Origin of the sequence: Halorubrum laminariae, assembly GCF_024494655.1 — an archaeon.
In the GTDB taxonomy this organism is placed as follows: Archaea; Halobacteriota; Halobacteria; order Halobacteriales; family Haloferacaceae; genus Halorubrum; species Halorubrum laminariae.
Window position 1 is genome coordinate 128,962 of the sequence record NZ_JANHDL010000002.1, and the last position, 24,258, is coordinate 153,219.

Sequence of the window (24,258 nt, forward strand, 5' to 3'; positions counted from 1 at the left end):
ACGCGGCACCGTGGGGCCGTAGCGCCCCTCCGCAACCTCTTTGCGGGCGGTCGTCGAACCGGTACGTATGAGTCACGGATCCCTAGACGACGGCGCGGTTGAGAGCTACCGGGAGGCCGGTGCAGTGTTGGTCGAGGCGATGAACGAGGCCCGCGAGATGGTCGAACCGGGGCGGGCGCACCTTGAGGTCGCCGAGTGGACGGAAGACTTCGTCCGCGAGCAGGGTGCCGGCCTCGCGTTTCCGGTAAACATCAGCGTCGATCCGGAAGCGTCGCACGCGACGCCGGGCCGCGACGACGACACGACATTCGGCGACGAGATGGTGTGTCTGGACGTCGGTGTCCACGTCGACGGCTACATCGCCGACGCAGCGGTGACCGTCGACCACAGCGGGACTCCAGAGCTCGTCGAGGCCGCCGAGATGGCACTCGAAGCCGCCGTCGACGAGGCCGGGCCGGGCGTCGAGGTCGGAGTCGTGGGACAGGCGATCGAGGACGTGATCCGCGGCTACGGCTACACGCCCGTGCTCAACCTCTCCGGGCACGGTGTCCAGCGCTACGACGCCCACACGGGGCCGACGGTTCCGAACCGCGGCGTCGATCGGTCCGTCGAACTGGAGCCCGGACAGGCCGTCGCCATCGAGCCGTTCGCGACCGACGGGCGCGGCAAGGTCGGCGAGGGGACGGACGAGGAGATCTTCGAACAGACGGGCTCCGCGAGCGTTCGCGACCGCCGCGCGCGGCAGGCCCTCGAAGAGATAGAGGCGTTCGACGACCTTCCGTTCGCCGCACGGTGGCTGGAGAGCGACCGCGCCGGGATGGCGCTGCGGCGGCTCAAGCAGGCGAACGCGGTCAAAGGGTACCCCGTGCTGAAGGAGTCAGACGACGCGCTCGTCAGTCAGGCTGAGCACACGATCTTAGTCACCGACGACGGCGTCGAGGTGACGACTGCCGGCATCCACGGCTTCGACTGATGGACCGGATCTACGCGCCGTGGCGCATCGAGTGGGTCGAACGCGAGTCGGACCCGATCGACGGCTGTCCGTTCTGCGTGCTTCCCGAGCGCGAGTCCGACCGCGAGGCGCGTATCGTCGCGTACAGCGACCACAACTACGTCCTGTTGAACAACGCGCCGTACAACCCCGGCCACGCGATGGTGATCCCGCGCGAGCACGAGGAGGAGCTCACCGATCTCGACGACGCGACGCTCGCGGACCACGCGAGACTGGAGGCGGCGACGATCGAGGCGATGCGCCGCGACGTCGGCCCGGACGGCGTCAACACCGGGCGGAATCTCGGCGGGTCGGCCGCAGGCGGATCGGTCGATCACCTCCACACGCACGTCGTGCCGCGGTGGGACGGCGACACGAACTTCATGCCCGTCACCGCCGACACGAAGGTGATCGTCGAAGCCATCGATCGGACGTACGGCCACCTCCACGCGGGCTTTTCGGAAGTCGACGCCGCGGTCGACCCGGGTGATGCCGACGCCGGTGAGGCCGTCAGGCTATCGTTCGACGGCTGACAGCCGAATCGCTGCTCACAGGCACGCCTCACGCCGTTCCGCGCACTCTCACTCCGTTCCGTGCGTGTAGCCGCGGTCCGGAAGCGGGTCGCCGTCGACGGTGATCCCGTCTTCGGCCGCCACGGCAGAGCCCACGCGGACGAGCGTTCCCGGACAGTCGGACGCGACGCGGTCGACCGCAGACTCGGGGACCGTACAGACGAGTTCGAAGTCCTCGCCGAAGTGAGCGGCGAGCTCGAACCGCTCCGCGGGGTCGTCGGTCACCGCCTCGACCGCCGGGTGGACCGGGAGTGTGTCGCGGTCGAGCTCGAACCCGACTTCGCTCGCCTCCCCGAGCTGGTGAAGCGACCGTGCGAGTCCGTCGGAGGAGTCCATCATCGCGGTCGCGTGCGGCGCGAGCGCGAGCCCGTCGGCCACCCGCGGGGTGAACCGGAACAGCTCGTTCGCGCGCTCGACCGCACCGTTACTCGCGTCGACAGTGCCGATCGCGTCGGCATCGGCGGCCGCGTCGTCTCGGCCGCGATCGAACAGCCGGAGGGCCGCGGCGGAGCGTCCCCACTCGCCGGTGACACAGAGCGCGTCGCCCGGCGCAGCGCCGGAGCGCGTGACCGGACCGGCGTCGGTGAGCGTGCCGATCGCGGTCGAGGCGGTTGTGAACTCCGCGTGCGTGTCGAGGTCGCCGCCGACGTACGCGGCGTCGACGGCGTCACACACGTCGACCGCGCCGGCGACGAACCGATCGAGGTCCGCCTCGTCGAAGTCGGCGTCGGCGTAGACGGCGACCGCCGCGGTCGCGGCGGCACCCATGGCGGCGACGTCCGAGAGCGACGCGCCGACGGCACGCCAGCCGGCCGTGTACCTGCTCGTTCCCGGCGGGAAGTCCGTCCGCTCGTGAAGCATGTCCGTCGTGATGACGGTGTCATCGACGACGGCCGCGTCGTCGCCGGCGTGCGGGAGATCGGCCGCGAGCGCTCGAAGCGCGTCTCGCTCGTTCACAGTGTCGGGTGAACGACCGGGGCGAAGTAGAAGGGATCGGTCCGTATCGTGGTCCACGTTGTCATGAAACATTTAAACCAGTAAAACACATTAACGAATATTATCATTATCAATCATTATATTTATTACCCTCCATCGGCTCAAACCGAGTGCAATGTCAGTACCCGTACGCGGACACGACGCAGACCGGATCACAGACACATCGATTCCCAGACGCCCACCGCAACCACCCGAACCTGATGACAACACCTGACGACACGACAGACGCAACCGAGACGACGACTCGCACGCCGACCGACCAGACATCAACGACACGAGACGGGCGGACGACCGGCACCGCGAACGCCGCACAGCGGCCGAACGCGACATCCCCACACATTCCCGGCCGCATCCCGGCGACGGAGGAGGCCGGCGCGCCGCTCGTCCCGCAGACGCGTTCCGCGACGCGACCGACTATCGATCAGACTTCGACCGGCGGGACGACCCGCCGCCCGAGCCCGCCGCCGGCCGACGACGAGCGGGACGCTCCGATCGTCCCCGACCTGCGTCCAACCCGCCGGACACGCGCCGACGGAGGAGCTCAATGAGCGCGACTCGTTCTCGACGACGGCCCTCGCGGCCCGCCGAGAGCCCGATCCCGATGACGGGCACCGGCGACGGCCCGCGACCCGACCCGACCACGTTCACGCGACGCGCGACCGACCGATTCGACGACACCAACGAGTGACATTTATGCATCCGAACGAACTCGACGACGACGTTTACGCCAGAGACATCGACAACCCGGCCGGCCGCAAGCTCCGCGAGCGGTTCGCCGAACAGGACTACACGTTCGCGCCCGGCATCTACCACGCGCTCGACGCCCGCCTCGCCGAGATGGCGGGCGTCGACGCCGCCTACATGAGCGGCTACTCGACCGTCCTCGGCCAGTTCGGCTTCCCCGATTTGGAGATGGTCTCCATGACCGAGATGGTCGAGAACGCGAAGCGAATGGTCGAGGCGACGAACCTGCCGGTCGTCGCCGACTGCGACACCGGCTACGGCGGCGTCCACAACGTCCGCCGCGCGGTCCGCGAGTACGAGAAGGCCGGCGTCGCCGCCGTCCACATCGAAGACCAGACCTCGCCGAAGCGCTGCGGGCACATCGCCGGCAAGCAGATCGTCTCCCGCGAGCAGGCGCGCTCGCGCTTCGAGGCCGCCGTCGACGCCAAGCAGAGCGAAGACACGGTCATCATCGCCCGCACGGACGCCTACGGTTCCGCGAACGGCGACTGGGACGAGCACGTCGAACGCGGCCGGATCTACGCCGATGCCGGCGTCGACCTCGTCTGGCCCGAGATGCCCGACCCGTCCCGCGAGGACGCGGTCCGCTACGCCGAGGAGATCCACGAGACCCACCCGGACCTGGATCTCGCCTTCAACTACTCCTCGTCGTTCGCGTGGAGCGAGCAGGACGACCCGCTCACGTTCGAGGAACTCGGCGACCTCGGCTACCAGTACATCTTCATCACGCTGTACGGGCTCCACTCCGGCGCGCACGCCGTCTACGAGGACATGGAGAACATCGCCGAGAACGCGGAACGGGCGCAGTGGGACCTCGAAGACCGGTACCTCGGCCACGAGACCGAGAGCCACCACGAGCTCTCCTTCGTTCCACGGTACCAAGACATCGAAGCCCGCTTCGATCCCGACGCAAAGGCCCGCCAAGAGGAGTCCGCCGGATTCACCGAAGACGAGAACGATCCGATCACCGCCGACGAAGAGTCGGACACCACGGACGACGAGAGCGACCCGGTCGCGACGCCGGAAAGCGCCGACGACTGATCGGCGCTCGCTCGAACTGACCGGCACCCGCTCACCCCGGCCGCGGACGCGACCGCAGCTCGTCACGTCACGCTTTTTTCGAACACGCTTCGTGCGAACGATCGAATTTTATGCTGAACGATCGCACGTGGACGAGACCTGAGAATCAGGCAGAAAGCGTGTCGATCCCGTTGATCTCGACGAATCCGTAGCCGCACTCCGGACAGCGCCACTTCGTCTTCTTGCCGAGGTGAAGCGTCATCGCCGCTGTCCGGTAGAACTGCTGGGACTCACTACACGTCGGACAGTCCACGTCTTTTTCGAGCGCCATGTCCGGAAATCCGTCCGGCGCGGTTTTCAAGCTACTGATTCGCGTTCTCGTCCGCCGTCGACGGGCGGGGAGCACTACCTAAGTCAAGGAGAGAGTCCCGCCGTTCACGGCGGGCGTGAATCCGACAAATGTGGAACAACTGCCGACGCCGCTCAGTCGGGGGTATCCAAGTCGTCGGCGGCGTGGACAAGCATCCCGCGCCACGTCAGCCCGTACTTGTTCTTCACGTCTTTTAACCGCTCGTACTGTTCCTCGTCCGGCACTTCGATGTGGATATTCGTCACAACTCAGTCTATGAATAACCATAGATTTATGTCTTATCATTCGGCAAAAGTGATGGATGAAGCGGACCAACACGTTCGACGTGGTTCCTCAGTCCGACGCGGACGAGGAGTTACTTCGACGCCTGTTGGATGCTTCTGCCGCACTCTGGAACGAAATCAACTACGAGCGCCGCGAGAACTACGCCGACCCAGACGCCGACGTATGGGACATCAGCGAGTATCGCGGCCGCTACGGCGGCACGCTCGGGGCTTCGACCGTTCAGCAAATCGAACGCAAGAACCGCGAAGCGTGGCGGTCGTTCTTCGCGCTCCAAAAGAAGGGCGAAGCCAACGGCAAGCCCGGATACTGGGGCAACGAGCAGAAGGGCCGCAAACTCCGCACGTACATCCGCAACACGTCGTATTCAGTCGAGTGGGGCGAATACTCCCGGCTCGAAATCCTCGTCGGCCAAGACCTAAAAGACGAGTACGGACTTGGACACCGCGAACGCCTCCGGCTCGAAGTCCGGGGCGACCCCAACTGGACGGAGTACGACAAGCAGGGCCGGTTAGAGTTGTTCTGGGACGAGCAAGCACAGACATTCAGGGCCTTTCAGCCAGTCACTATCGACAATTCTCGACTGACACAACCACTGGGCGACGAAACGGCCGCTCTGGATATTGGTGCGAACAACCTCGTCGCCTGTACGACCACGGCCGGAACACAACTGCTGTACGAAGGGCGCGACCTGTTCGACCGGTTCCGCGAGACGACGCGAGAAATCGCGCGATTGCAGGCGCTCTTAGACGACGGCCGGTACAGCAGTCACCGGATACGCTCACTGTACCGACGCCGGACGCGCCGACGCGACCATGCCCAAGACGCGCTCGCCCGCGACCTCATCGGACGGTTATACGACGAAGGCGTTTCCACGGTGTACGTCGGGGCGTTGACCGACGTACTCGACACACACTGGTCGGTCGAGACGAACGCGAAGACGCACAACTTCTGGGCGTTCCGGGCGTTCATCGACCGCCTCGCGTGTACCGCCGAAGAGTACGGCATCTCGGTAGAAGTTCGGTCGGAAGCGTGGACCTCTCAAGAGTGCCCGAACTGCGGGTCAACCGATCGGACGACGCGTCACCGCGACACGTTGACGTGTCCGTGTGGATTCGTGGGACACGCGGACCTCACGGCAAGCGAGACGTTCTTGAGACATCATCAGAACACAAAGAGTTCTGATTGGCGAACGAGACGCAAAGCGTCTCGTCAACGGCAGACAGACGTAGCACGGCCGATGGCACGGCCCGTGCGACTCAAGTGGGACGACCACGAATGGTCAGAGTCACCACGCTCTTGTCCCAACGAGGAGCGCACGAACCCGCAAGTTACCTCCGTGGGTCGGTAAGCGATACCCCCCAGCGCGAGGAAACCCCGGCGTTCACGTCGGGGAGGATGTCATTGGAGCCGATACCGCAAGATCGCGGCGATACCGCCGAGATTCGCGAGCTGCTCGCCGGGCGCGAACTCCGACGAGAAGACGACCACGTCGCCGCCCTGCTGTTCGACCGATTCGATGACCTCGTTCACGTCGATCGCCCAGTCGCCGTCGCCCTGTCGCTCGGTGCGGAGCCGCTCGTCGACGACGAGCAGCGTCTCGACTGCGCCGAAGTCGGCCGCCTCGGCCACGTCCTCGGGACCGTACGTCGCCTTCGCGCCCTGCGCGATCTCGGCAGTGAGATCGTCGATGAGGGTCGCCTCCTTTGTGATCCGCGTCTCCTTTTGTACCTCGTCGACCGCGCCGCGCTTGAGCACCTCGTGGACGCCGCGGTCGCCGACAGCGGAGGTGTCGACCGTGGTGATCTGGTCGGCCAGATCGCGGTACTCCGCTTCGATGTAATCGAGCGCGTCGGTCTTCGTGAACCCCGGCCCGGCGAGGATCACGGCGTCGGCGTCGAGGTGCGCGAGTGCCTCGCCCAACTCGGCGAACAGCTCCTCTCGCGGGCGTGAGTAGTCGCCTTTTCCCGTCGGCTTGGTGAACGAGGCGTACTCCTCGGTGCCGTACTGCTGGACGGTGTGGACGTACGCGGCCCCCTCCTCGACAGTGGCGATCGCCACGTCGGGGTTCTCTGCGGCCTCCGTCGCCTCCTCAAGCCGCTCGGTCTGGTCCGGCTTGAAGTGTTTCTCCACCGTGATCTCGTCGTGTTCCTCGACGTTGATCGTGTGGTGGGCGTTGAGCTGATCCTCGCGCGAGCAGGCGACGATGATGCCAGAGACGCGCAGGCGGTTGGCGAACCGGGCGAACTCGACATCGTCGACTTCGAGCGTGACGAAGATGTGCTCGCGTTGCCCGCCGGTGTCGCGCATCTGGTCGTCGTTCCGCTGGATCCGGCGGGTGGTGTCGCCCTCGACGCGGTCGCCGGGCTCCAAGACGTGCGCCAGATGCCAGAGATCGTCGACGTTCTCGGGAACGAGAGTGAGCCGCTCGCGGCCCTCCTCGCCGTAGCCCCGATCGGAGATTCGCATGGCTTCCCGTTCGCTCGGCCGCGTATCAACTCTTGTCTTTGCCGTCGGTCATCGTCTCCTCCGAGACCCACGCGAAGCCGGCCGAGCCGTCGGGATCGCTCCCGTCATTGACCCGACGGTCGTCGCTGGGCAGTCGACGGTCGACGTCGGTCGTTCTGCGTTCGCCGCCGCGCCCAGCGTTCGCGGCGCGTGTCTCGCTCGCTGCGTCGGGCGATCGCCGGCGGTCGATCGGGACGGTCCGGCCCGACTGGACGGCGGGAGATGCCTCGGTTCGCGCCGACCGGGACCCCCCGTCGCCCATCGACCGTACCCCCTGCCTCCGGTGCCCGGCGGCTGCTGGCACGCTGCGCGGAGCGGGTTCACGAGGAGAGACGCTCGCCGGTGTGTCACCGGGTGCGGCGGTCTCGCGAGCGGGCTTCGCGGGCGCGCCCTCCGACAGCGCCGCGCGCGCGCCACGGCCGTACACGCCGTAGGCGACAGTGCGAACGACGAAGACGACCACGCCGCCGACCGCGATCAACACGAGCGGGCCAGCGAGCGCGTATCCGACGACGAGCGTCGCGGCCGCGACGACCCACGCGACCGCGTACCGACCCGACCCGGCGACGCGGACAACCCGGCTCGGTCGAAGGCCGTCTCGGAGACGACCCGACGCGGCGAACGCGGCGAGTGCAGCCGGTTTGACGTACGCGTACGCGAGCAGATACGTGACGGTGACCACGGTCAGCAATCCAACCCCGGCCGCGACGATGGCCGTAGTCCCGTCCGGGCCGAGCGCGCTCTCGATCGGGGCAGCGATCGGTTCCGGATCGACGGTTCCGGACCGCAGGGCGACGCCTGTTCCGGTGGCCGTCGCGAGCAGCGCCAAGAGCGGAGCGAGGAGGACCGCGCTCACCAGCACCGACTTGACGCCGTCACAGTAGAGTTCGTTCCACGCGACGAACGACGCGGCCCCGTCCGCGTTTCCGGTCTCCATCCCGTCAGCGAGAATTCTGATGAAGTAGCCACGGACCACGAGCGCCGGCGTGACCACGATCGGGCCGGCCACGGCGACCGGCGGTGCGGCGATCGTCGCGGCGACCCAGAGCGGGAAGGCGATCCACGTCGAGAGGGTCAACAGTCCGCCGACGACAATAATACCGGTGACATCGGTCGAACGCGCCAGTGCCGTGACCGCCCTCCGGAGCATATCGGATCCTGTTTCGCGAGAGGTATAAATGGTGACTGCGACACCGATCAATCGGATGCGCGCCGATCGAAATGTGATAATTCGCCAGAGAATTTATATATTCGCGAGAGGTACACCCGAACGGCCGCGCGGGACAATCGTGTGCCTCTGACAAATCGATAGCCGCCTCTCGGCGGCTTCCCCGTCCGCGGCTTTCTCGAAGAGTACGCATCGCCTTCCGCTCACCTCCCCGTCGATCGCACAGCCATTTCGCGTTTCACGACTACGCGCCGGTACCGATTTATCCCGGCCGACCGACGGTCCTGTATGACCGGCGACGAGCGGACGAGCGACGTGGAGTCTGCGCTCCGCAGTTACGGGGTCAACGTCGAGCGCATCGACGGAGCCGATCCGCTGGAGTTGACGTACATGACGGCGTTTCCCGGCCGCGAGGTACACCACGGGGAGATCGGGCGGGTGCTCAACGCGCTCATCCATCGCGCGGAGGCCGACGCGTGGGACCCCGTCGCGGTGGACGCGACCGTGGTCCGGTCGCCCGGCGACGTCCTCGGGACGTGGCGCGCCGAAGCCGCGTGGTTCGACGCGCTCAGCGCCTACGAAATTTCGGAGACGGAGTTCTCGACGCGCGTGCTGGAGACGCTGACGCACGCACCGGACGACCCGGGAGACGCTGACAGAGACGTGGGAGACACGGATAATGAGATCGAAGGCGTAGACCGTGAGACGGACAACACGACCGAGAACGCGAGACACGAGCCGGCGGAAACCGAACACGGTGAGCAGCCGTGACGCGCCGACACCCGATCAACCGCGCGCAGCGACGCCTCCAGCGCCCGTCGCGAGAGCGGTTCGCTACCCGCGAGGTGGCCTTCGACGTCGACGGCGAGACGTGTCGGGGCACGCTGTATCTCCCGGGGGGCGACCCGGAGGATCCGCCCGTCGTCGTGATGGCACCGGGGCTGGGAGCGGAGCGGAGCTTCGGCTACCCGGCGGTCGCAGAGCGGTTCGCAGACGCCGGGTACGCCGCGCTGTGCTTCGATTACCGCGGCTTCGGTGAATCAGACGGTGACTCGCAGGCGGTCTCGCCCGCGGCACAGCGCGCCGACTACGCGGCGGCGATCGAGCGGGCTCGCCGGGTCGACGCTGTCGGCCGCGGGCTGATTCTGTGGGGCGCGTCGCTGTCGGCCGCACACGTCCTCACGCTCGCCGCCGACCGCCGCGACGTCGACGCCGTGATCGGACTCGTCCCGATGCTCGACGGCCGCGCGATCGCTCGCCAGCGGGGCGCGCGGTACCTGGTTCGCTCGGGTGTCGCGGGCGTCCGCGACCTGATCGGGAGCCGGTTCGGCCGCGGTCGGTCGGTGCCGATCGTCGGCGACGCCGCCGACCTCGCGGCGATCACGGAGCCGGGAACGAAGCGGAAGTACCTCGATCTGGTCGACCGGGACTCGCGATGGCGAAACGAGACGCCGGCGCGGTCACTGCTACGCATTCCGACGTACCGACCGGTTGAACGGCTCGGCGAGATCCGCGCGCCGACGCTCCTCGTGGCCGGCACCGACGATCAGATCGTCGACGCCGAGTCGGTGACGGACGCCGGTGAATCGCTCGCCCGCGGGACCATCGTCTCGATGCCAGCCGATCACTTCTCCGCGTTCGGCGAGGACTTCGAGCCCGCCGTCGGCCACCAGCTCTCGTTCCTGCGCGACGTGTTTTAGTGACAGCGGCACGCACGGCCGCCCATGACCGTTATCGCGCTGTTGAGCGTCGCGCCGGTGATCGAGGGGAGCATGTCCGAGGAGGTCGCGAAGGCCGTCGCCGCGCTCGACGCGTTCGACGTGAGCTACGAGACGAACCCGATGGGAACGGTGATCGAATCCGACGACGCCGACACCCTGTTCGCGGCCGCGGCGGCGGCTCACGAGGCCGTCGACGGCGACCGCGTCTCGACCGTGCTCAAGGTCGACGACAAGCGGACCAGCGACGAGCGCGCCGACCGCAAGGTCGAGGCGGTCGAGGAACACCTCGGCCGCGCGGCCGAACGCGAGCGGTAGGGCGGCGCGAGCGATAGGTGCCCCCTGTCGCGCGCGGGCACCGCCGGGCACTCCGCGGGCACCGTTTTCGCCCTCACCCCTTGATGTTGCAGACGGGGAAGGTCCGCGCCACCTTGTCGCCGATTCCAAGTTCGTCGCTGACGCGGATCACCTCGTCGATGTCCTTGTAGACGCCGGGGGCCTCCTCAGCGATCGTCGCGCCCGACTGTGCTTTCACGTAGATCTGCTGGTCGGATTCGAGATCGGACTGAACATCGCCTCCCCAGAACTCCTGTTTCGCCTGCGTCCGACTCATCAGGCGTCCAGCACCGTGGGCGGTCGACCCGAACGAAACCCCCATCGATTGGTCGCCGCCGCGGAGCACGTACGAGCCAGCTCCCATGCTTCCCGGGATGATCACGGGCTGACCCACGTCGCGGTACGCCGCGGGTACGTCCGCGTTACCGGCGGGGAACGCCCGCGTCGCGCCCTTGCGGTGGACGTACAGTTCGCGCTCCGCGCGGTCGACGGCCGCGTCGCCGACCGCCGGCCGCCCGTCGGCGTCGACGCCGACCTCGTGGGTCTCCTTTTTGGCGATGTTGTGCGCCACGTCGTACAGCAGTTCCATCCCGAGGTCGTCGATCGGGTCGGCGTCGAACACCTCGCCGAACGTCTCGCGGGCCTGATGGGTGATGAGCTGGCGGTTCACCCACGCGAAGTTGATGCACGCGCCCATCGCGCCGTAGTACTCGGCGGCCAGCTCGGAGTCGGCGGGCGCGGCGGCGAGCTCCTTGTCCGGCAGCTCGTCGAGGAGATCGCCGTGTTCCTTCTCGATCCGGCGGAGGTAGTCGTTGCAGGTCTGGTGTCCGAGTCCGCGGCTCCCGCAGTGGATCAACACGACGATCCCGTCTTCTTCGAGACCGTACGACTCGGCCACGTCGTCGCGGAACACGTCCGTCACCCGCTGGACTTCGAGGAAGTGGTTTCCGGAGCCGAGCGACCCGAGCTGGTTGCGACCGCGGTCTTTCGCCTTCTGCGTGACGTACTCGGGGCGCGCGTCCGGGCGGCGGCCCTCGTCCTCGCAGCGCGCGAGGTCGCTCTCGATCCCGTACCCCTCCGCGACTGCCCACTCGACGCCGCGCTCTAAGGCCCCGTCGATGGCGTCGGCGGTGCCGGTAATCACGCCGCCGCCGCCGAGTCCGGAGGGGATCGCCTCGAACAGCGCGTCGACGAGTTCTCCCTCGCGACCCCGAATGTCGTCGTATGTCAGGTTCGTCCGGACCATCCGGACGCCGCAGTTGATGTCGTACCCGACCGCTCCGGGCGAGATACAGCCGGTTCGGGCGTCGATCGCGCCGACGCCGCCGACCGGGAACCCGTATCCCTGATGACCGTCCGGCATGCAAAGCGCCGGTTCGACCATTCCCGGGAGATGCGTCGCGTTTCGCAGCTGTTCGAGGGTTTTGTCCTCGCCTATCTCCTCTAAGAGCGCCTCGCTCGCGAGGACGCGGGCGGGGACGTTCATGTCGCCCTCACGCGGGATCTCCCAGACGTGCTCGCGCACCTTCTCCAGCCGGATCCCGTTGATCTCGCGGGTAGTCATACGCCCGCTTCGCCGGGCCGGGGGAATAGCGTTACGTCCCGCGGGCGTTCGCCGTGCCGGAGCCCCGTCGACTTCCGGTCAGTCGTCGGACGGTTCAGCCGAGCCCGCCGCGGGTTTGCTGTCGCTGTCGGCGGGAGCGCGCCGCGGATTCGTGAGATAGTTGTCGAGCGCGTACGGCCCGGATCCGGTGATCAACAGCGCGGACGCCAAGCTGAACAGACCGATGTGCGCCAAGACGGGGTCGTCGGGGATTCCGAACAGCGTGAGCGTGAACACGAAAAGCGCCGCCATCGCCGACGCCCGAGTGAAGAAGCCGACCGCGATCGCGACGCCGATGGCGATTTCGCCGAACCCCGCGCCGAGGACCCACAGATCGGGCGGGATCGGCGTCGCCGTCGAGAGGCCGTACTGCTCGACCACCCCGCGGGCCATCTCCGGCGCGAGCAGCTTCTCGAACAGGCCGAGGAACGCGAATCCGATCCCCATCCCGACGCGGATCACCGTGGGTATGTACCGTTCAAGCGGGTCGAGGCGGTCGGTACCCCACTCCACGACCCGCCGGATCGGGTCGACCTCGCTGTAGAACGTCCCGGGCGTCGACGCGACGCGCTCGAATACGTGGTCAGCGCTCGGACGGCCGCTCCCGACGAGCACGAGCGCAAGAAAGCCCGGAATCCATTCGAGCGAGTACACGAGAAGCGGGGCGACGGGCAGCGCGATCAGGTACGCGAGGAGCCCGACACTGGCGGCGACACGCGTGCCGAAGCCGAAGATGATCAGGAACCCGAGCAGGATCTGTAGCAGCCGGTCGACGCCGCCGCCGATCAGCGGATCGACCACGGGATTGAGGAAGTAGCCCGCAAACCCCGCTCCGACAAGCGGGAGTCCGAACCCGAGACGCAACAGCCACGGGAGCAGGTCACGGTACTCGGCCATCACAGCCCGGAACGCCGCGACATCTCGGTCGAAGACGTGAACGCGGCGGTACGTGACGATGGCGGCCGAGAGCGCGACTCCGCCGCCTGCGAGCGCCGCCGAGTTCACCGGATCGGTCAGCGCGGCCGAGAGGAACGCCAGCCCCTCGCCGACCTGTTCGGTCGAGGTTACGTACCGTACGTGTGCCGACGCGACGCCCGACGCGAGGACGAAACCGACGAGCGTCGCGGCGAGGACCGTTACCGGACGGGCGAAGCGAGTTCGCGTCATACGGTACCATCATGCTCTGAGTGGATAAATGCTTGAGCAGTGACCAAGCGGCAGAGCCGGCACAGACGGGGGCACGCGGCGGAGCGAACCGGTCGTTGACTCCGGGGAACGGTGCGCTGCACGGCGATCCTCACCGATCGGCCGGATCGGCCGGGAGCAGATCGGTCGGCGCGTCGGAGACGGTGAACGCCGCGAACGTCCCGCCCAAAACGGTCCCGTACAGCAGGTGTGCGACGGCGATGACCGCACCGAATTCGAAACTCGCCGTGAGCCCCGGTACCGGAAGCGTCGGTACGGGGAGCGACGTGGCTCCTTCGAGCGCGAGCGCGGTCGGGAGCAACAGTCCGCCGGTGATCATGCCGAGCAGCGCCGAGTGGACGACGCCGAGCGAGAGACACCCTCCAAGATCCGTGCGAAGTTCTGCGAAGAGGGACCGGTCGAAGATCGCGACGAACAGGGTCCCGAACAGCGTGCTGTTGAACAGATGGACGACCCAGCCGGCGAGGACGGTTTCGACGCCGACGAGCGCGCCGATGGTCGGCATGAGCCCCAGTGCGCCGTGCAACACGACACCCATCACCGCGCCAGCGACGAACCCCGAGAGACCGCCCGCGATCCAGTGACGTGTTTCGACCGTCTCCGCCGCATCGTCGGTCGCGCTGTATTGTGACATGCGTTACCAATGGTCTTGGTTCTGTATAACACTTCGGCTGAACCGACCGCACACGGCGCGAGTATTTCGTTAGACGTCGAAGACGACGTACGCGTACCACTCGTCGCCGCGCCGTTCGATGGTCATCTCGGAGTAGGTGACCGCTTTGATCTCGCGGGCCGCCACGTCGGATAGCGGGACACCGCGGGCGGATGCGTCGACCGTCCACGCGGCGTCTCCGCGGTCTTCGTGGCTCGCGGGTTCCGTCCCGTCGTCGGTCTCGGCCGGTTGAGATGCAGAGACCGAACACCGATGGTTGGCCGGTAACACGAGCCGCACGTCGCGCTCATAGATCAGTCGGTCGAGGTAGTCGAAAAGCAACGCCTCCGGCCCTTCAGACCGGACGGTCATCTTGAATCGGTCGCCCATCTCCGGGACCGATTCGCAACTCGCGGCCGTGAGCCCGTCGGCGACGGACGCGAACACCGCAGAAAGGGTGTCACCGGTCGCCTCGACGGCGACATCTGCGGTGTGTTCACGCAGTTCGTGTGTCATCGGTTGGCGTCTCCAGCCGCGTCCGTCCGGTCGGTCGCGTCGGTTCGGTCGACTGCGGCGGTCCCGCCGGATGCACCCTCATCCTCTCCGTCCGCCGCCGTCGTCATCTCCCAGTCCGAGTCGGGTCTATCGCGCAGATGGGTCGCCGTATCGGCCGTGTGGACCGACTCGGGAGAGACGCCGTCGACGCCTTCAGCCGCACCCTCAAGCGCGACTCCGCTCGTCACCACGGCGCGCAACCCCTGCTCGACGCTCAGATCCACCTCGACGATCCGGTCTTCGGGGACGAAGACGACGTGGCCGCCCATGACCGGGTTCGGTGCCATCGGCATGAATAGGGTCCGCATCTCGTCACCTCCGGCCGGGGCCGTGACGGCCGCGGGGGTGGCGCTCGTGACGAACGCGAGCGTGTACGACCCCTTGGTCGGGAACTCCACGAGGACGACCTCGCGGAAGTTCCCCTCGTCGGATTCGAGCATGGCGTCGCTCATCTGTCTGAACCCGCGGTACACGGACCCGACACCCGGAACCTGCTCGATCGCGTAGTGCGTGTACTCGACCGCCCGTTCGCCGTATCGTGTCGATTCGACCGCGATCCCGAGCACGAGAATCGAGGTGACGAAGATCACCGGCGTCGCGATCTCGACGACGAGTTGACGGGAGACGGACCCCAAGACCGGCAGCGAGAGCCGAGAGGAAGGCGGCACGACCACCGACGAGAACGCGTCGAGATACTGGTAGATGGCGTCGAAGACGAATCCCAACACCGCGAGGGTGATGACCGCCGGCACGATCACGGCGACTCCGGTTATGAAGGCCCGGCGGAGCCGCTTTTGTCCTGGCGGCGTCTTCTTGGACATATAGGTGTCCACGGCCGACCGCGACAAAACGGTTCTGTCGTCGGCCGCGCTGCCCGTCGATCGCTGCGTCCGTCGATCACTTCGGTCGATCGGCAGACAGTCACCTCGGACGATCGGCAGACGGTCGCGGGATGCAACCCTCCCCGGTGGCGGTGGAGTTATATCCCACAGGACTGTTAGTTGTGTGCAGTGAGCGTCACCGTAGAGAAACAGACGGATCCCCCCGGCGAGGCCGAGCAAGCGTCGGCCGCGTGGGACCTCAAAGAACGGATCCGCGCCAGCGAGGGCGTCTTGCGACAGCGGCGGGGGTTTTTTATTGACGCCTATCGCCGGTCCACGACGCATCTTCTCGTCGAGTCGAACACGCTCGTCGCGTTCGCCTCCGTCCGCCGAGACGGCTACGTGCTCTTTCTGGCGGTCGATCCCGACTACCGTGGACAGGGTCACGCAGAGCGGCTCATCGCCGACATCGCAACCGAACACCGCTCCGTCACCTGCCACGCCCGCACGACGAACGACGCGGCGCTCGGATTCTACGAACACCTCGGATTCGAGGTCGTGCGTCGGATAGACAACTACTACGAGGACGGCGGCGACGCCTACTATCTTAAGCTCGGCGGCGACTCGCTCCGCGATCGACTCTCCGAGTTCGTGAACCGGTAGAAGAGACACAGTGGTCGCCCGCCGAACCGATACGCATTAGCACGCGCCGTGAGGAGGGTCGGGCATGACGGATCCCTCGCCGGCGTCGCTCGCGGACCGCGTCCGCGACGGCGACGTGCGGTTCCACGAGATCGAGGAGTACGCCGACGCCGACACCGCGGCAGCCGCGCGCCGGCGGATCGTTGCCGAGGCAACCGACACCGATGTCGACGTGCTCGGTGAGTATGCCTTCGACGCGGCCGATGCCCACGGCTCGAACATCGAGAACATGATCGGAGCGGTGCAGATGCCGATGGGCGTCGCCGGTCCGGTCGCGATAGACGGCGGCGCGCTCTCGGGAGAGCGATATCTCCCGCTTGCGACGACAGAGGGCGCGCTCGTCGCCTCAATCAACCGCGGCTGCTCCGTCGTCACCGACGCCGGCGGGGCAACCGCCCGCGTGACGAAAAGCGGGATGACGCGCGCGCCGGTCTTCCGCGTCGCCGATGTCGCTGAGGCGGAGGCGCTCGTCGAGTGGGTCCGCAACAGCGAGGCGACCCTCCGTGAGGCGGCCGAATCGACGACGAGCCACGGCGAACTCCTCGACGTGACGCCGTACGTGGTCGGCAACAACGTCTTCCTGCGGTTCCGCTACGACACGAAAGACGCGATGGGGATGAACATGGCAACCATCGCGACACGGGAGGCCTGCGATCGCATCGAATCCGAGACCGGCGCGTCGCTCGTCGCACTCTCGGGGAATCTCTGTTCGGACAAAAAGCCCGCCGCGGTCAACGCGGTCGAGGGACGCGGCCGATCGGTCACGGCCGACGTGAAGGTCCCCCGCGAAATCGTCGAAGAGCGGCTCCACACCACGCCAGAGGCGATAACCGAGATCAACACGCGCAAGAACCTCGTGGGATCGGCGAAGGCCGGTTCGCTCGGGTTCAACGCCCACGTCGCCAACGCGGTAGCGGCGATGTTCCTCGCGACGGGCCAGGACGAGGCGCAGGTCGTCGAGGGCGCGAACGCGATCACGACCGCCGAGACGACCGCCGACGGCGACCTCTACGCGTCGGTGTCGATCGCGAGCCTCGAAGTGGGAACGGTCGGCGGTGGTACGACGCTCCCGACACAGGCGGCCGGGCTCGACATTCTCGGCGTCCGTGGCGGCGGTGACCCCGCCGGCAGCAACGGCGACGCGCTCGCGGAGGCGATCGCGGTCTGCGCGCTCGCCGGCGAGCTCTCGCTGCTCGCGGCGCTCGGCTCGCGGCACCTGTCGTCGGCACACGCCGACCTCGGTCGATAGCCGGAGCGGGAATCGACCCGAACAACGCTTTTGTAGCCTCGACATCCAGTTCGCGTATGAACGATGGCACGGTGTCCGTTCCGCCCGAGCAGTACGAGCGGCTCACGGCGCTCGCCGCCGCCCGCGGCGTGACCCCGGAAGCCCAACTCGCCCGGCTCATCGACGACGCCTACGAGGGACTCGACGCCGACGACGCGGCGACGGAGGCGCTTCCGCTCGGCGTGTGTGACACGGACGAGACGGACGACGAGTAGCGACAGTCGCGTGCGACGGCTCGTCGGACCGCTACTGGAAGCCGATCCTCCCGCCGGTGTCGCGGATCGACTCGCCGCCCCCGCCCTTGAACTGCTCTTTGACCTCCTCGTAGTACGAGAGGATGTCCTCGTTGATCGTGGGGCGAACGGACTCCATCGCCCGACGGAAGTGCTTCATCTCGACCTCCTCGGCATCGTCGTCGTCGCGCAGCGCCTCGATAGCGGCCTCGCGGGCGATCCCTTCGAGATCCGAGCCGACGTACCCGTCGGTGATCTCCGCGATCTCGCGGAGGCTCACGTCGGGGGCAAGCGGCGTGTCCTCCGTGTGGATGTCGAGGATCTGCTCGCGACCCTCTTGATCCGGCTGGCCGATCATCACGAGCCGGTCGAACCGGCCGGACCGGAGGAGCGCCGGATCGATCATGTCGGGGCGGTTTGTCGCGCCGATCACCATCACGTCACCCATGTCTTCGAGCCCGTCGAGTTCGGTGAGTAGCTGGTTCACCACGCGCTCTGAGACGTTGTTACCCATCTCCTGCCCGCGAGAGGGCGCGAGGCTGTCCAGCTCGTCGAAGAAGATGATCGTCGGGCTCACCTGCCGGGCCTTCCGGAACGTCTGTCGGATCGCCTTTTCAGACTCGCCGACCCACTTCGAGAGCAGCTGTGGCCCCCTGACGGAGATGAAGTTTGCGTTCGTCTCGTTGGCGACGGCCTTCGCCATCAGCGTCTTCCCGGTTCCGGGCGGGCCGTACAACAGCACGCCCTTCGGCGCGTCGACGCCCATCCGGTCGAACTTCTCCGGAGAGGAAAGCGGCCACTCAACCGACTCTTTTACCTGCTGTTTGGCGTCGTCGAGACCGCCGACGTTGTCCCACGAGATCTTCGGCAGCTCGACGAGCACCTCGCGCATCGCCGAGGGTTCCACCTCGTTCAACGCGCCCGAGAAGTCGTCGCGCTTGACGATCATCCGGTCGATCAGGCTCGGCGGCACCTCCTCCTCGTCTAAGTCGATCTCGGGGAGGTACCGACGCAGCGCCTTCATCGCGGCCTCCTTGGTGAGGCTCTCGATGTCGGCACCCACGAAGCCGTGGGTCTCGTCCGCGAGGTGATCTAAGCTCACGTCGTCCGAGAGCGGCATGCCGCGAGTGTGGATCTGGAGGATCTCCTTGCGACCCACCTCGTCGGGGACGCCGATTTCGATCTCGCGGTCAAACCGTCCCGGCCGGCGGAGTGCGGGATCAACGCTGTCGACGCGGTTCGTTGCGCCGATGACGATCACCTGTCCGCGCGTCTCCAGCCCGTCCATCATCGTCAGCAGCTGGGCGACGACGCGGCGCTCGACCTCGCCGGTCACGTCCTCGCGCTTCGGCGCGATCGAGTCGAGCTCGTCGATGAAGATGATGCTCGGGCTCTCCTCTTTAGCGTCCTCGAAGATCTCGCGGAGCTGCTGTTCGGACTCGCCGTAGTACTTGGAGATGATCTCCGGGCCGGCGATGGAGAAGAACGATGCCGAGGTTTCGTTGGCGACGGCCTTCGCGAGTAGGGTCTTCCCGGTGCCGGGCGGACCGTGGAGCAGCACGCCCTGTGGCGGCTCGATCCCGAGTTTCGAGAAGATCTGCGGGTGTTTCATCGGCAGCTCGACCATCTCGCGGACGCGCTGGATCTCGTTTTGGAGCCCGCCGATGTCCTCGTAGGTGATCCCGCCGCCGGTCTTCTCGAACCCGGAGATCGGCTCTTCGCGCAGTTCGACTTCGGTGTCTTCGGTGATGAGACAGACGCCCTCTGGCTCCGTCTCGACCGCGATGAGTGGGATCGCCTGTCCGGGCGATCGCATGAACGGGTGGTTCGTCGAGGACATCACGGGGACGATGTCGCGCTCGACGACCGGCCGCTTGAGGATCTGGCGTTTCACCATGCCGGCGGCGTCGGAGCCGAACTGGACTGACGCCTCCTCCGGCGGGGCCAACACGAGCTTGTCGGCCTTCTCCGCCTCGGCTTTCCGGATCGTGACTCGCTCGCCAATGCCGACGTCGGCGTTCTGTCGCGTGAAGCCGTCGACGCGGACCGTGTCGGTGTTCCAGTCCTGTCGGTCCGCGCGCCAGACTTTCGCCGCGGTCGTATCCGCGCCCTCGATCTCGATGATGTCGCCGGGCGAGAGCTTCAGGTGCAACAGCGTGTCGGGGTCGAGCCGAGCGATACCGCGCCCCGAGTCGTTCGGGTACGCCTTCGCCACTTCGAGTTGTACTTCGTTCATGCTTCCTCGCGGGATATATCAGTAACTGCACCCGGTTCGGGAATAAGCCTGTTGGCGTCACCGCAGGCGGGGGTGAGGCCGATGTCAGAGACCGCACGCCCTGACCCGATCTGTGTCATCATATAGCACGGTAAGAAATCCGACGGTAAAACCCCGTCGTATGCGTGCGTTTTCGCCGACACCGGAATGGATCGCGATGGCGATGGCGGTCTCAATCGACGCGCCACGATCCGCCCAGCTCGTCTCGCTCCATCGACTCGGCGTCGCCGTCGCGGAAGACGCTCACGCGGCCCGTCTCCTCGCTCAGCGTGACGGTCGCAACAACCTCCGGACGGACCGAGGTCTCGATCGCGCTCATGTGTCTGGACCCCATCCAAGGCTCGTAGCTCACGTCGTCGACGAGGTCAGACTCTCCGCTTCGGGTCCCCAGATCACGGAACCGGACCATCTGCGATTCGATCTCGCCGTCGACGGCGACGACGATGCCGCCGTCCTGTTCGAGGCTCACGGTTTCGACGGCGTCGACGAATCCGTCCTCCTCGAAGACCGACCGACAGCTCTCGCGTGGCCAGCGGTTGTCGCCCATCGCGTCCGCGTACGCGCCGTACTCGCGGTCCGCGACGACGGCGAAGTACAACCCGGGTCCCTTGGCGTGCGGCTCGTCCCATCCGTCGAACGACCGGCTGACGTACTCCGTACAGTAGGTCAGCCGATCGATTATCTCCGTGACTCGGTCGTGTGACCCGTACTCGATCGCGAGTCGACTCATCTCGCTGCCTCCGCCGCCAGAGGAACGGCGGCCGATCGAACGCTCATGGATCGATCGACGAGCGGACGGTATATAAGCGGTTTCGAGTGGTGCCGACTGCTCTTGGCGACGCGCAGAGGCGAATTGACGGACCGGTCGTGCACGAGAGCTACGCCCACGGAACGAACAGCCGGGCGTCGAACCGCTCCGCACGGACGAGGCCGACGCCGAACGCGGCGGCGACAGCTGCGGGAACGAGATTTCCGTAAAATATGTTGATCCCGCCCCAGAGGATCACGAAGCTCACCATGTCGTCGAGCATGAACTCGCAGTCGCGAAGGCGGACGCGGAGGTCGTCGATCGCGAACGCCCGGTCGAGGGTGATGACCGCGACCGTCGCGGAGAGCACCCAGCCGGCGTAGTTCGAGAGGGGAACACCGAAGAACGCGCCGCCGCCGAAGTCCCAGAAGCCGAGCGCGACCGCGCCCGGATCGAGGACCACGTCCATCGCGACGACGGCGGCGATCACGGTCGCCAACCGGAGCCAGCCGTTCTCGGCTCGCGGACCGAGCAACAGCAGGCAGAGCAGGTACGCGTTGACCACGAGCGGGATGAAGAAGACGGGTAGTGCCAGCGGGACCCCACCGAGCATCGGTCCGAGGCTCACGGTGTACTCGAATCCCCCGTAGGGCCAGCCGGTCGCGACGCCGACGAGTTCGATCGCGTAGGTGTACGCGACCAAGACGCCGAGCCAGCCGAGCGCGCGACGATCGACCGCCGGCAGTACGCCGACGACGAGCGGCGACCGCATCACCAGCACGCCGAACAGCACGAACCACGGGTTGAACGCCAGCGGGTCGGGTACCCACCCTTCGGCGCTGCCGACGAGCGCGACCGCTCCGACGAGCGGGAACACCACCGCGATGGTGAATCGGTTCTCCCGGACGAGCCGGTCGAGAAACGAGGCCGCCTCGCCGCGGGTGTCCGGGAGCCGAGCGCGGAGCGCGTCGGTCATCAGAGCGCCTCCCATATCGGGTAGACGCGCCAGAGCCCGCCCATCGCGAGCAGCGTTCCGACGGTCGTGTTCAGCGCCGGGAACCACCAGTACGCGCGGTCGACCGCGATCGACGACGACGCGACCCACGCGACAAAGATCGGGTACGCGCCGAGCAGCGCGCCGAGTCGAAGGTCGACGGCGGCGAACGCGCCCGCGGCGGCGGTCCAGCAGGCGACACAGTAGGCGTACGTCCGACTCTCTCCCAGCAGGGTCGCAGTCGTGCGGATCCCCGCGGCCCGGTCCGGATTGATGTCGGGGATCGCGGAGAACGTGTGCATCCCCATCGCCCAGAGCCACGCGCCGACGAGCGCCGCGAGCGGCGGGTCCGCTCCCGCGACCGTCGCGTACGCGGCCGCGCCGGGGAGGACGTACAGCCCGTTCGAGACGGAGTCTGCGAACGGCGTCGTCTTGAATCGCAGGGGAGGCGCGCTGTAGGCCGCACCGAGCGCGAAAAAGCCCGCGAGGTACGGCCACGCGACCCGCGGAGTGATCGCGAACGTCACGAGGCCGACGGCCCCCGCGGCGACGACGGCGAGCGCGACGGCGCGGCTTCCACGCCATCGCGCCTCGCGCTCGTCTTTCTTCGGGTTCAGTTCGTCGATGTCGGCGTCGAACGCGTCGTTGACGCCGTAGAGGTAGACGTTCGCGGGCACGAGGAAGTAGGCTGCGAGTCCGACCGTGACCGGCGTAAAGAGTCCGCTCACGTCACCGATTCCGTAGGTGACGCCGACTGCGACGGGGCCGGCGAGATACAGCCAGAAGCGCGGGCGTGACAACACCAGCAGATAGCGAAGGAGTTCGGTCGGCCGCCGAGTCGCTTCGCCATCTCCGGCAATTGATGACATCTCGCTGCTCACGATCTCTGCGTCGCCGTCTTCGACAGTTCCTCTGCCGTCAACTGGCCGCTGATGAGACACATCGGGACGCCGATTCCGGGCGTCGTCGTCGAGCCGGTGAAGTAGAGTCCGTCGACCGTCTCGGACCGATGCGGCGGCCGGAGCAGCGAGGTCTGTCGCAGGGTGTGTGCCAGCCCGAGCGCGCTCCCCCGATAGCTGTTGTACCGGTCGGCGAAGTCGTCGACACAGAACGTCTCCTCGAAGACGATGCGGTCGCGCAGGTCGGTTCCGGTGTTCGCCGTGATGTCGTCTATCACGAGATCGCGATACGACTCGCGGAGCGCTGGCGTGTCGGCCAGCCCCGGGGCGATCGGCACCAGCGCGAAGAGGTTGCTGTGCCCCTCTGGCGCGACCGTGTCGTCGGTCTTCGAGGGCACACAGAGGTAGTAGGCCGGGTCGTCAGGCCACTGCGGGTCGTCAAATATCTGGGCGAAGTGTTCGTCCCAGTCCGTCGGCAACACGAGCGTGTGGTGCGCGAGGTCGGTCACGTCGCCTTCGACGCCGAGGTACAGGAGGAACGCGGAGGGTGCGTACGTCCGCGACTCCCAGTATGCCTCGCTGTACTGCCGTTTGTGTTTCGGGAGCAACTCCAGTTCGGTGTGCGCGTAGTCGGCGTCGGAGACGACCAGATCCGCGAGGTAGCGGTCGTCGCCGACGGTGTCGACCGCGAACGCGCCGCGACGGCCCTCGATCGCCGTCACCTCGGCGTCCGTGACGAACTCAACACCCAGATCGGTCGCGAGGTCGACGATTCCGTCGACGACCGCGCCGATCCCGCCTTCCGGGTAGTAGACGCCCATGTTGTAGTCGACGTGGCTCATCAGGTTGTACAGCGCCGGGGTGTTGTGCGGCGATCCGCCGAGGAAGACGAGCGTGTACTGCATCAGCTGCTGGAGCTTGGGGTGATCGAAGTAGCTCTCGACGTGTCCCTGCATCTTGCCCAGAAGCGAGAGCCCCCACGAGTACCGGAGCACGTCTTTGTCGACATAGTCGCGAAGCCGCGGACGGTTCTCGTACACGAAGTGTTCCATCCCGATCTCGTAGGTGCGTTCCGCCTCGTCGAGATACGCGTCGAACGCCTCGCCTGCGCCGGGTTCGTACGCTTCGAACAGCTCTCTGTTCGCCTCGCGGTCCGGAAGCACGTCGACTTGATCCCCGTCTTTCCAGAACACCCGGTAGTGCGGGTCGAGCCGCTCCAGCTCGTAGAACTCCTCGGGCGATCGACCGAAGTGGTCGAAGAACCGCTCGAACACGTCGGGCATGAGGTACCACGAGGGACCCATGTCGAACCGGAAGCCGTCGACTTCGAGTCGGCTCGCGCGGCCGCCGAGCTGCTCATTCTTTTCGAGGAGGGTCACGTCCGCACCGGCGTCGGCGAGGTAACACGCGGTCGAGAGGCCGCCGAACCCGCCGCCGATCACGACGACGGACTCGCCGGCCACGGAATCGATCTCCGGGGCCACGTCCATGGGAGATTGTACGCCCGGACGGAGTATAAAGACCGGCCAGACGGGCGCGAGGCGGACCGACAGCTTCGGGTCGGCAGCCGCTCCGGC

28 protein-coding genes are annotated in these 24,258 nt (G+C 66.9%); 12 read left to right on the plus strand and 16 right to left on the minus strand.

Annotated features, from left to right (window positions below; all coding sequences use genetic code 11):
* Positions 1-67 precede the first annotated feature (67 nt).
* On the plus strand, positions 68-973 hold the full coding sequence (gene map, locus NO887_RS03640; protein ID WP_256417113.1) for a type II methionyl aminopeptidase: 906 nt from the start codon (positions 68-70) through the stop codon (positions 971-973).
* Complete coding sequence (locus tag NO887_RS03645; RefSeq protein WP_256417114.1) at positions 973-1,524, plus strand: HIT family protein; 552 nt, start codon at positions 973-975, stop codon at positions 1,522-1,524. The genes map and NO887_RS03645 overlap by 1 nt, the downstream gene beginning before the upstream one ends.
* Positions 1,525-1,572: 48 nt before the next feature.
* On the opposite strand, the gene thiL is transcribed toward NO887_RS03645, so the two are convergent.
* Complete coding sequence (gene thiL / locus NO887_RS03650) at positions 1,573-2,520, minus strand: thiamine-phosphate kinase (RefSeq protein ID WP_256417115.1); 948 nt, start codon at positions 2,518-2,520, stop codon at positions 1,573-1,575.
* A gap of 149 nt (positions 2,521-2,669) precedes the next feature.
* On the opposite strand from thiL, the gene NO887_RS03655 reads away from it, so the two are divergent.
* The 3 genes from NO887_RS03655 to aceA are packed head-to-tail and all read left to right on the plus strand — an operon-like array spanning position 2,670 to position 4,344.
* Positions 2,670-3,107, plus strand: coding sequence for a hypothetical protein (locus tag NO887_RS03655; RefSeq protein WP_379811558.1), 438 nt, complete (start codon positions 2,670-2,672; stop codon positions 3,105-3,107).
* On the plus strand, positions 3,104-3,247 hold the full coding sequence (locus NO887_RS03660; protein WP_256417116.1) for a hypothetical protein: 144 nt from the start codon (positions 3,104-3,106) through the stop codon (positions 3,245-3,247). The genes NO887_RS03655 and NO887_RS03660 overlap by 4 nt, the downstream gene beginning before the upstream one ends.
* A gap of 5 nt (positions 3,248-3,252) precedes the next feature.
* Positions 3,253-4,344, plus strand: coding sequence for an isocitrate lyase (aceA, locus tag NO887_RS03665; protein WP_256417117.1), 1,092 nt, complete (start codon positions 3,253-3,255; stop codon positions 4,342-4,344).
* A gap of 145 nt (positions 4,345-4,489) precedes the next feature.
* Here aceA and NO887_RS03670 read toward each other — a convergent pair whose 3' ends face one another.
* Both NO887_RS03670 and NO887_RS03675 read right to left on the minus strand, forming a co-directional pair.
* Entirely contained in the window at positions 4,490-4,654 is a 165-nt protein-coding gene (locus NO887_RS03670; RefSeq protein WP_256417118.1) for a DUF7838 family putative zinc beta-ribbon protein, read from the minus strand.
* A 152-nt stretch (positions 4,655-4,806) separates the two neighbouring features.
* Positions 4,807-4,938, minus strand: coding sequence for a hypothetical protein (locus NO887_RS03675; RefSeq protein WP_256417119.1), 132 nt, complete (start codon positions 4,936-4,938; stop codon positions 4,807-4,809).
* 56 nt (positions 4,939-4,994) lie between these two features.
* On the opposite strand from NO887_RS03675, the gene NO887_RS03680 reads away from it, so the two are divergent.
* Entirely contained in the window at positions 4,995-6,326 is a 1,332-nt protein-coding gene (locus NO887_RS03680) for an RNA-guided endonuclease InsQ/TnpB family protein (RefSeq protein ID WP_256417120.1), read from the plus strand.
* Between the two features lie 50 nt (positions 6,327-6,376).
* Here the strand turns inward: NO887_RS03680 and NO887_RS03685 are convergent, their stop codons facing one another.
* A complete protein-coding gene (locus tag NO887_RS03685; RefSeq protein WP_256417121.1) occupies positions 6,377-7,444 on the minus strand; it encodes an mRNA surveillance protein pelota in 1,068 nt (355 codons plus the stop codon).
* Between the two features lie 25 nt (positions 7,445-7,469).
* Complete coding sequence (locus tag NO887_RS03690) at positions 7,470-8,633, minus strand: DUF4013 domain-containing protein (protein ID WP_256417122.1); 1,164 nt, start codon at positions 8,631-8,633, stop codon at positions 7,470-7,472.
* A 306-nt stretch (positions 8,634-8,939) separates the two neighbouring features.
* Between NO887_RS03690 and NO887_RS03695 the strand changes: the two genes are divergently transcribed.
* From NO887_RS03695 to NO887_RS03705, 3 genes are read left to right on the plus strand one after another with little or no spacing between them, the layout of a single operon-like run.
* Positions 8,940-9,422 (plus strand): DUF8159 domain-containing protein, encoded by a 483-nt coding sequence (locus NO887_RS03695; RefSeq protein WP_256417123.1) that lies wholly within the window; start codon positions 8,940-8,942, stop codon positions 9,420-9,422.
* Entirely contained in the window at positions 9,419-10,351 is a 933-nt protein-coding gene (locus tag NO887_RS03700) for an alpha/beta hydrolase (protein WP_256417124.1), read from the plus strand. The genes NO887_RS03695 and NO887_RS03700 overlap by 4 nt, the downstream gene beginning before the upstream one ends.
* A 24-nt stretch (positions 10,352-10,375) precedes the next feature.
* Positions 10,376-10,687: an MTH1187 family thiamine-binding protein gene (locus NO887_RS03705; RefSeq protein ID WP_256417125.1), complete on the plus strand. Its 312-nt coding sequence runs from the start codon at positions 10,376-10,378 to the stop codon at positions 10,685-10,687.
* A 73-nt stretch (positions 10,688-10,760) separates the two neighbouring features.
* Here the strand turns inward: NO887_RS03705 and NO887_RS03710 are convergent, their stop codons facing one another.
* From NO887_RS03710 to NO887_RS03730, 5 genes are all read right to left on the minus strand, one after another.
* The gene (locus NO887_RS03710; protein ID WP_256417126.1) at positions 10,761-12,269 is read right to left on the minus strand and encodes an RtcB family protein; all 1,509 of its coding nucleotides are present in this window, start codon (positions 12,267-12,269) and stop codon (positions 10,761-10,763) included.
* Positions 12,270-12,347: 78 nt separating this feature from the next.
* Positions 12,348-13,475, minus strand: a complete 1,128-nt coding sequence (locus NO887_RS03715; RefSeq protein ID WP_256417127.1) for a DoxX family protein — start codon at positions 13,473-13,475, stop codon at positions 12,348-12,350.
* Positions 13,476-13,605: 130 nt separating this feature from the next.
* Positions 13,606-14,148, minus strand: coding sequence for a hypothetical protein (locus NO887_RS03720; protein WP_256417128.1), 543 nt, complete (start codon positions 14,146-14,148; stop codon positions 13,606-13,608).
* Between the two features lie 69 nt (positions 14,149-14,217).
* Positions 14,218-14,682 carry an archease gene (locus tag NO887_RS03725; RefSeq protein WP_256417129.1) on the minus strand — a complete coding sequence of 155 codons (465 nt, stop codon included), beginning with the start codon at positions 14,680-14,682 and terminating at the stop codon, positions 14,218-14,220.
* Positions 14,679-15,542 (minus strand): DUF502 domain-containing protein, encoded by an 864-nt coding sequence (locus tag NO887_RS03730; RefSeq protein WP_256417130.1) that lies wholly within the window; start codon positions 15,540-15,542, stop codon positions 14,679-14,681. The genes NO887_RS03725 and NO887_RS03730 overlap by 4 nt, the downstream gene beginning before the upstream one ends.
* Positions 15,543-15,731: 189 nt before the next feature.
* On the opposite strand from NO887_RS03730, the gene NO887_RS03735 reads away from it, so the two are divergent.
* The 3 genes from NO887_RS03735 (at position 15,732) to NO887_RS03745 (ending at position 17,747) form a co-directional block, all read left to right on the plus strand.
* Positions 15,732-16,205: a GNAT family N-acetyltransferase gene (locus NO887_RS03735; protein WP_256417131.1), complete on the plus strand. Its 474-nt coding sequence runs from the start codon at positions 15,732-15,734 to the stop codon at positions 16,203-16,205.
* Between the two features lie 64 nt (positions 16,206-16,269).
* Positions 16,270-17,493 carry a hydroxymethylglutaryl-CoA reductase (NADPH) gene (hmgA, locus tag NO887_RS03740; protein WP_256417132.1) on the plus strand — a complete coding sequence of 408 codons (1,224 nt, stop codon included), beginning with the start codon at positions 16,270-16,272 and terminating at the stop codon, positions 17,491-17,493.
* A gap of 56 nt (positions 17,494-17,549) precedes the next feature.
* Complete coding sequence (locus NO887_RS03745; protein ID WP_256417133.1) at positions 17,550-17,747, plus strand: hypothetical protein; 198 nt, start codon at positions 17,550-17,552, stop codon at positions 17,745-17,747.
* A gap of 31 nt (positions 17,748-17,778) precedes the next feature.
* Here NO887_RS03745 and NO887_RS03750 read toward each other — a convergent pair whose 3' ends face one another.
* The 6 genes from NO887_RS03750 to NO887_RS03775 form a co-directional block, all read right to left on the minus strand.
* Positions 17,779-20,001, minus strand: a complete 2,223-nt coding sequence (locus NO887_RS03750; RefSeq protein ID WP_256417134.1) for a CDC48 family AAA ATPase — start codon at positions 19,999-20,001, stop codon at positions 17,779-17,781.
* Complete coding sequence (locus NO887_RS03755; protein WP_256417135.1) at positions 19,998-20,123, minus strand: hypothetical protein; 126 nt, start codon at positions 20,121-20,123, stop codon at positions 19,998-20,000. Before NO887_RS03755 ends, NO887_RS03750 begins: the two co-directional genes overlap by 4 nt.
* A gap of 89 nt (positions 20,124-20,212) precedes the next feature.
* Positions 20,213-20,770, minus strand: coding sequence for a diadenylate cyclase (locus tag NO887_RS03760; RefSeq protein WP_256417136.1), 558 nt, complete (start codon positions 20,768-20,770; stop codon positions 20,213-20,215).
* A 148-nt stretch (positions 20,771-20,918) separates the two neighbouring features.
* On the minus strand, positions 20,919-21,764 hold the full coding sequence (cruF, locus tag NO887_RS03765; RefSeq protein ID WP_256417137.1) for a bisanhydrobacterioruberin hydratase: 846 nt from the start codon (positions 21,762-21,764) through the stop codon (positions 20,919-20,921).
* Positions 21,764-22,651 (minus strand): prenyltransferase, encoded by an 888-nt coding sequence (locus NO887_RS03770; protein ID WP_256417138.1) that lies wholly within the window; start codon positions 22,649-22,651, stop codon positions 21,764-21,766. The genes cruF and NO887_RS03770 overlap by 1 nt, the downstream gene beginning before the upstream one ends.
* A gap of 8 nt (positions 22,652-22,659) precedes the next feature.
* Complete coding sequence (locus NO887_RS03775) at positions 22,660-24,171, minus strand: phytoene desaturase family protein (RefSeq protein WP_256417139.1); 1,512 nt, start codon at positions 24,169-24,171, stop codon at positions 22,660-22,662.
* Positions 24,172-24,258 lie beyond the last annotated feature (87 nt).

What these genes read in the sequence shown, in the direction of transcription:
- map (WP_256417113.1), top strand. Translation starts at nt 68, where the DNA reads ATGAGTCACGGATCCCTAGACGACGGCGCGGTTGAGAGCTACCGGGAG.
- NO887_RS03645 (WP_256417114.1), top strand. Translation starts at nt 973, where the DNA reads ATGGACCGGATCTACGCGCCGTGGCGCATCGAGTGGGTCGAACGCGAG.
- NO887_RS03660 (WP_256417116.1), top strand. Translation starts at nt 3,104, where the DNA reads ATGAGCGCGACTCGTTCTCGACGACGGCCCTCGCGGCCCGCCGAGAGC.
- aceA (WP_256417117.1), top strand. Translation starts at nt 3,253, where the DNA reads ATGCATCCGAACGAACTCGACGACGACGTTTACGCCAGAGACATCGAC.
- NO887_RS03670 (WP_256417118.1), bottom strand. Translation starts at nt 4,654, where the DNA reads ATGGCGCTCGAAAAAGACGTGGACTGTCCGACGTGTAGTGAGTCCCAG.
- NO887_RS03680 (WP_256417120.1), top strand. Translation starts at nt 4,995, where the DNA reads ATGAAGCGGACCAACACGTTCGACGTGGTTCCTCAGTCCGACGCGGAC.
- NO887_RS03685 (WP_256417121.1), bottom strand. Translation starts at nt 7,444, where the DNA reads ATGCGAATCTCCGATCGGGGCTACGGCGAGGAGGGCCGCGAGCGGCTC.
- NO887_RS03690 (WP_256417122.1), bottom strand. Translation starts at nt 8,633, where the DNA reads ATGCTCCGGAGGGCGGTCACGGCACTGGCGCGTTCGACCGATGTCACC.
- NO887_RS03695 (WP_256417123.1), top strand. Translation starts at nt 8,940, where the DNA reads ATGACCGGCGACGAGCGGACGAGCGACGTGGAGTCTGCGCTCCGCAGT.
- NO887_RS03705 (WP_256417125.1), top strand. Translation starts at nt 10,376, where the DNA reads ATGACCGTTATCGCGCTGTTGAGCGTCGCGCCGGTGATCGAGGGGAGC.
- NO887_RS03710 (WP_256417126.1), bottom strand. Translation starts at nt 12,269, where the DNA reads ATGACTACCCGCGAGATCAACGGGATCCGGCTGGAGAAGGTGCGCGAG.
- NO887_RS03715 (WP_256417127.1), bottom strand. Translation starts at nt 13,475, where the DNA reads ATGACGCGAACTCGCTTCGCCCGTCCGGTAACGGTCCTCGCCGCGACG.
- NO887_RS03720 (WP_256417128.1), bottom strand. Translation starts at nt 14,148, where the DNA reads ATGTCACAATACAGCGCGACCGACGATGCGGCGGAGACGGTCGAAACA.
- NO887_RS03725 (WP_256417129.1), bottom strand. Translation starts at nt 14,682, where the DNA reads ATGACACACGAACTGCGTGAACACACCGCAGATGTCGCCGTCGAGGCG.
- NO887_RS03730 (WP_256417130.1), bottom strand. Translation starts at nt 15,542, where the DNA reads ATGTCCAAGAAGACGCCGCCAGGACAAAAGCGGCTCCGCCGGGCCTTC.
- hmgA (WP_256417132.1), top strand. Translation starts at nt 16,270, where the DNA reads ATGACGGATCCCTCGCCGGCGTCGCTCGCGGACCGCGTCCGCGACGGC.
- NO887_RS03745 (WP_256417133.1), top strand. Translation starts at nt 17,550, where the DNA reads ATGAACGATGGCACGGTGTCCGTTCCGCCCGAGCAGTACGAGCGGCTC.
- NO887_RS03750 (WP_256417134.1), bottom strand. Translation starts at nt 20,001, where the DNA reads ATGAACGAAGTACAACTCGAAGTGGCGAAGGCGTACCCGAACGACTCG.
- NO887_RS03755 (WP_256417135.1), bottom strand. Translation starts at nt 20,123, where the DNA reads ATGATGACACAGATCGGGTCAGGGCGTGCGGTCTCTGACATCGGCCTC.
- NO887_RS03760 (WP_256417136.1), bottom strand. Translation starts at nt 20,770, where the DNA reads ATGAGTCGACTCGCGATCGAGTACGGGTCACACGACCGAGTCACGGAG.
- cruF (WP_256417137.1), bottom strand. Translation starts at nt 21,764, where the DNA reads ATGACCGACGCGCTCCGCGCTCGGCTCCCGGACACCCGCGGCGAGGCG.
- NO887_RS03770 (WP_256417138.1), bottom strand. Translation starts at nt 22,651, where the DNA reads ATGTCATCAATTGCCGGAGATGGCGAAGCGACTCGGCGGCCGACCGAA.
- NO887_RS03775 (WP_256417139.1), bottom strand. Translation starts at nt 24,171, where the DNA reads ATGGACGTGGCCCCGGAGATCGATTCCGTGGCCGGCGAGTCCGTCGTC.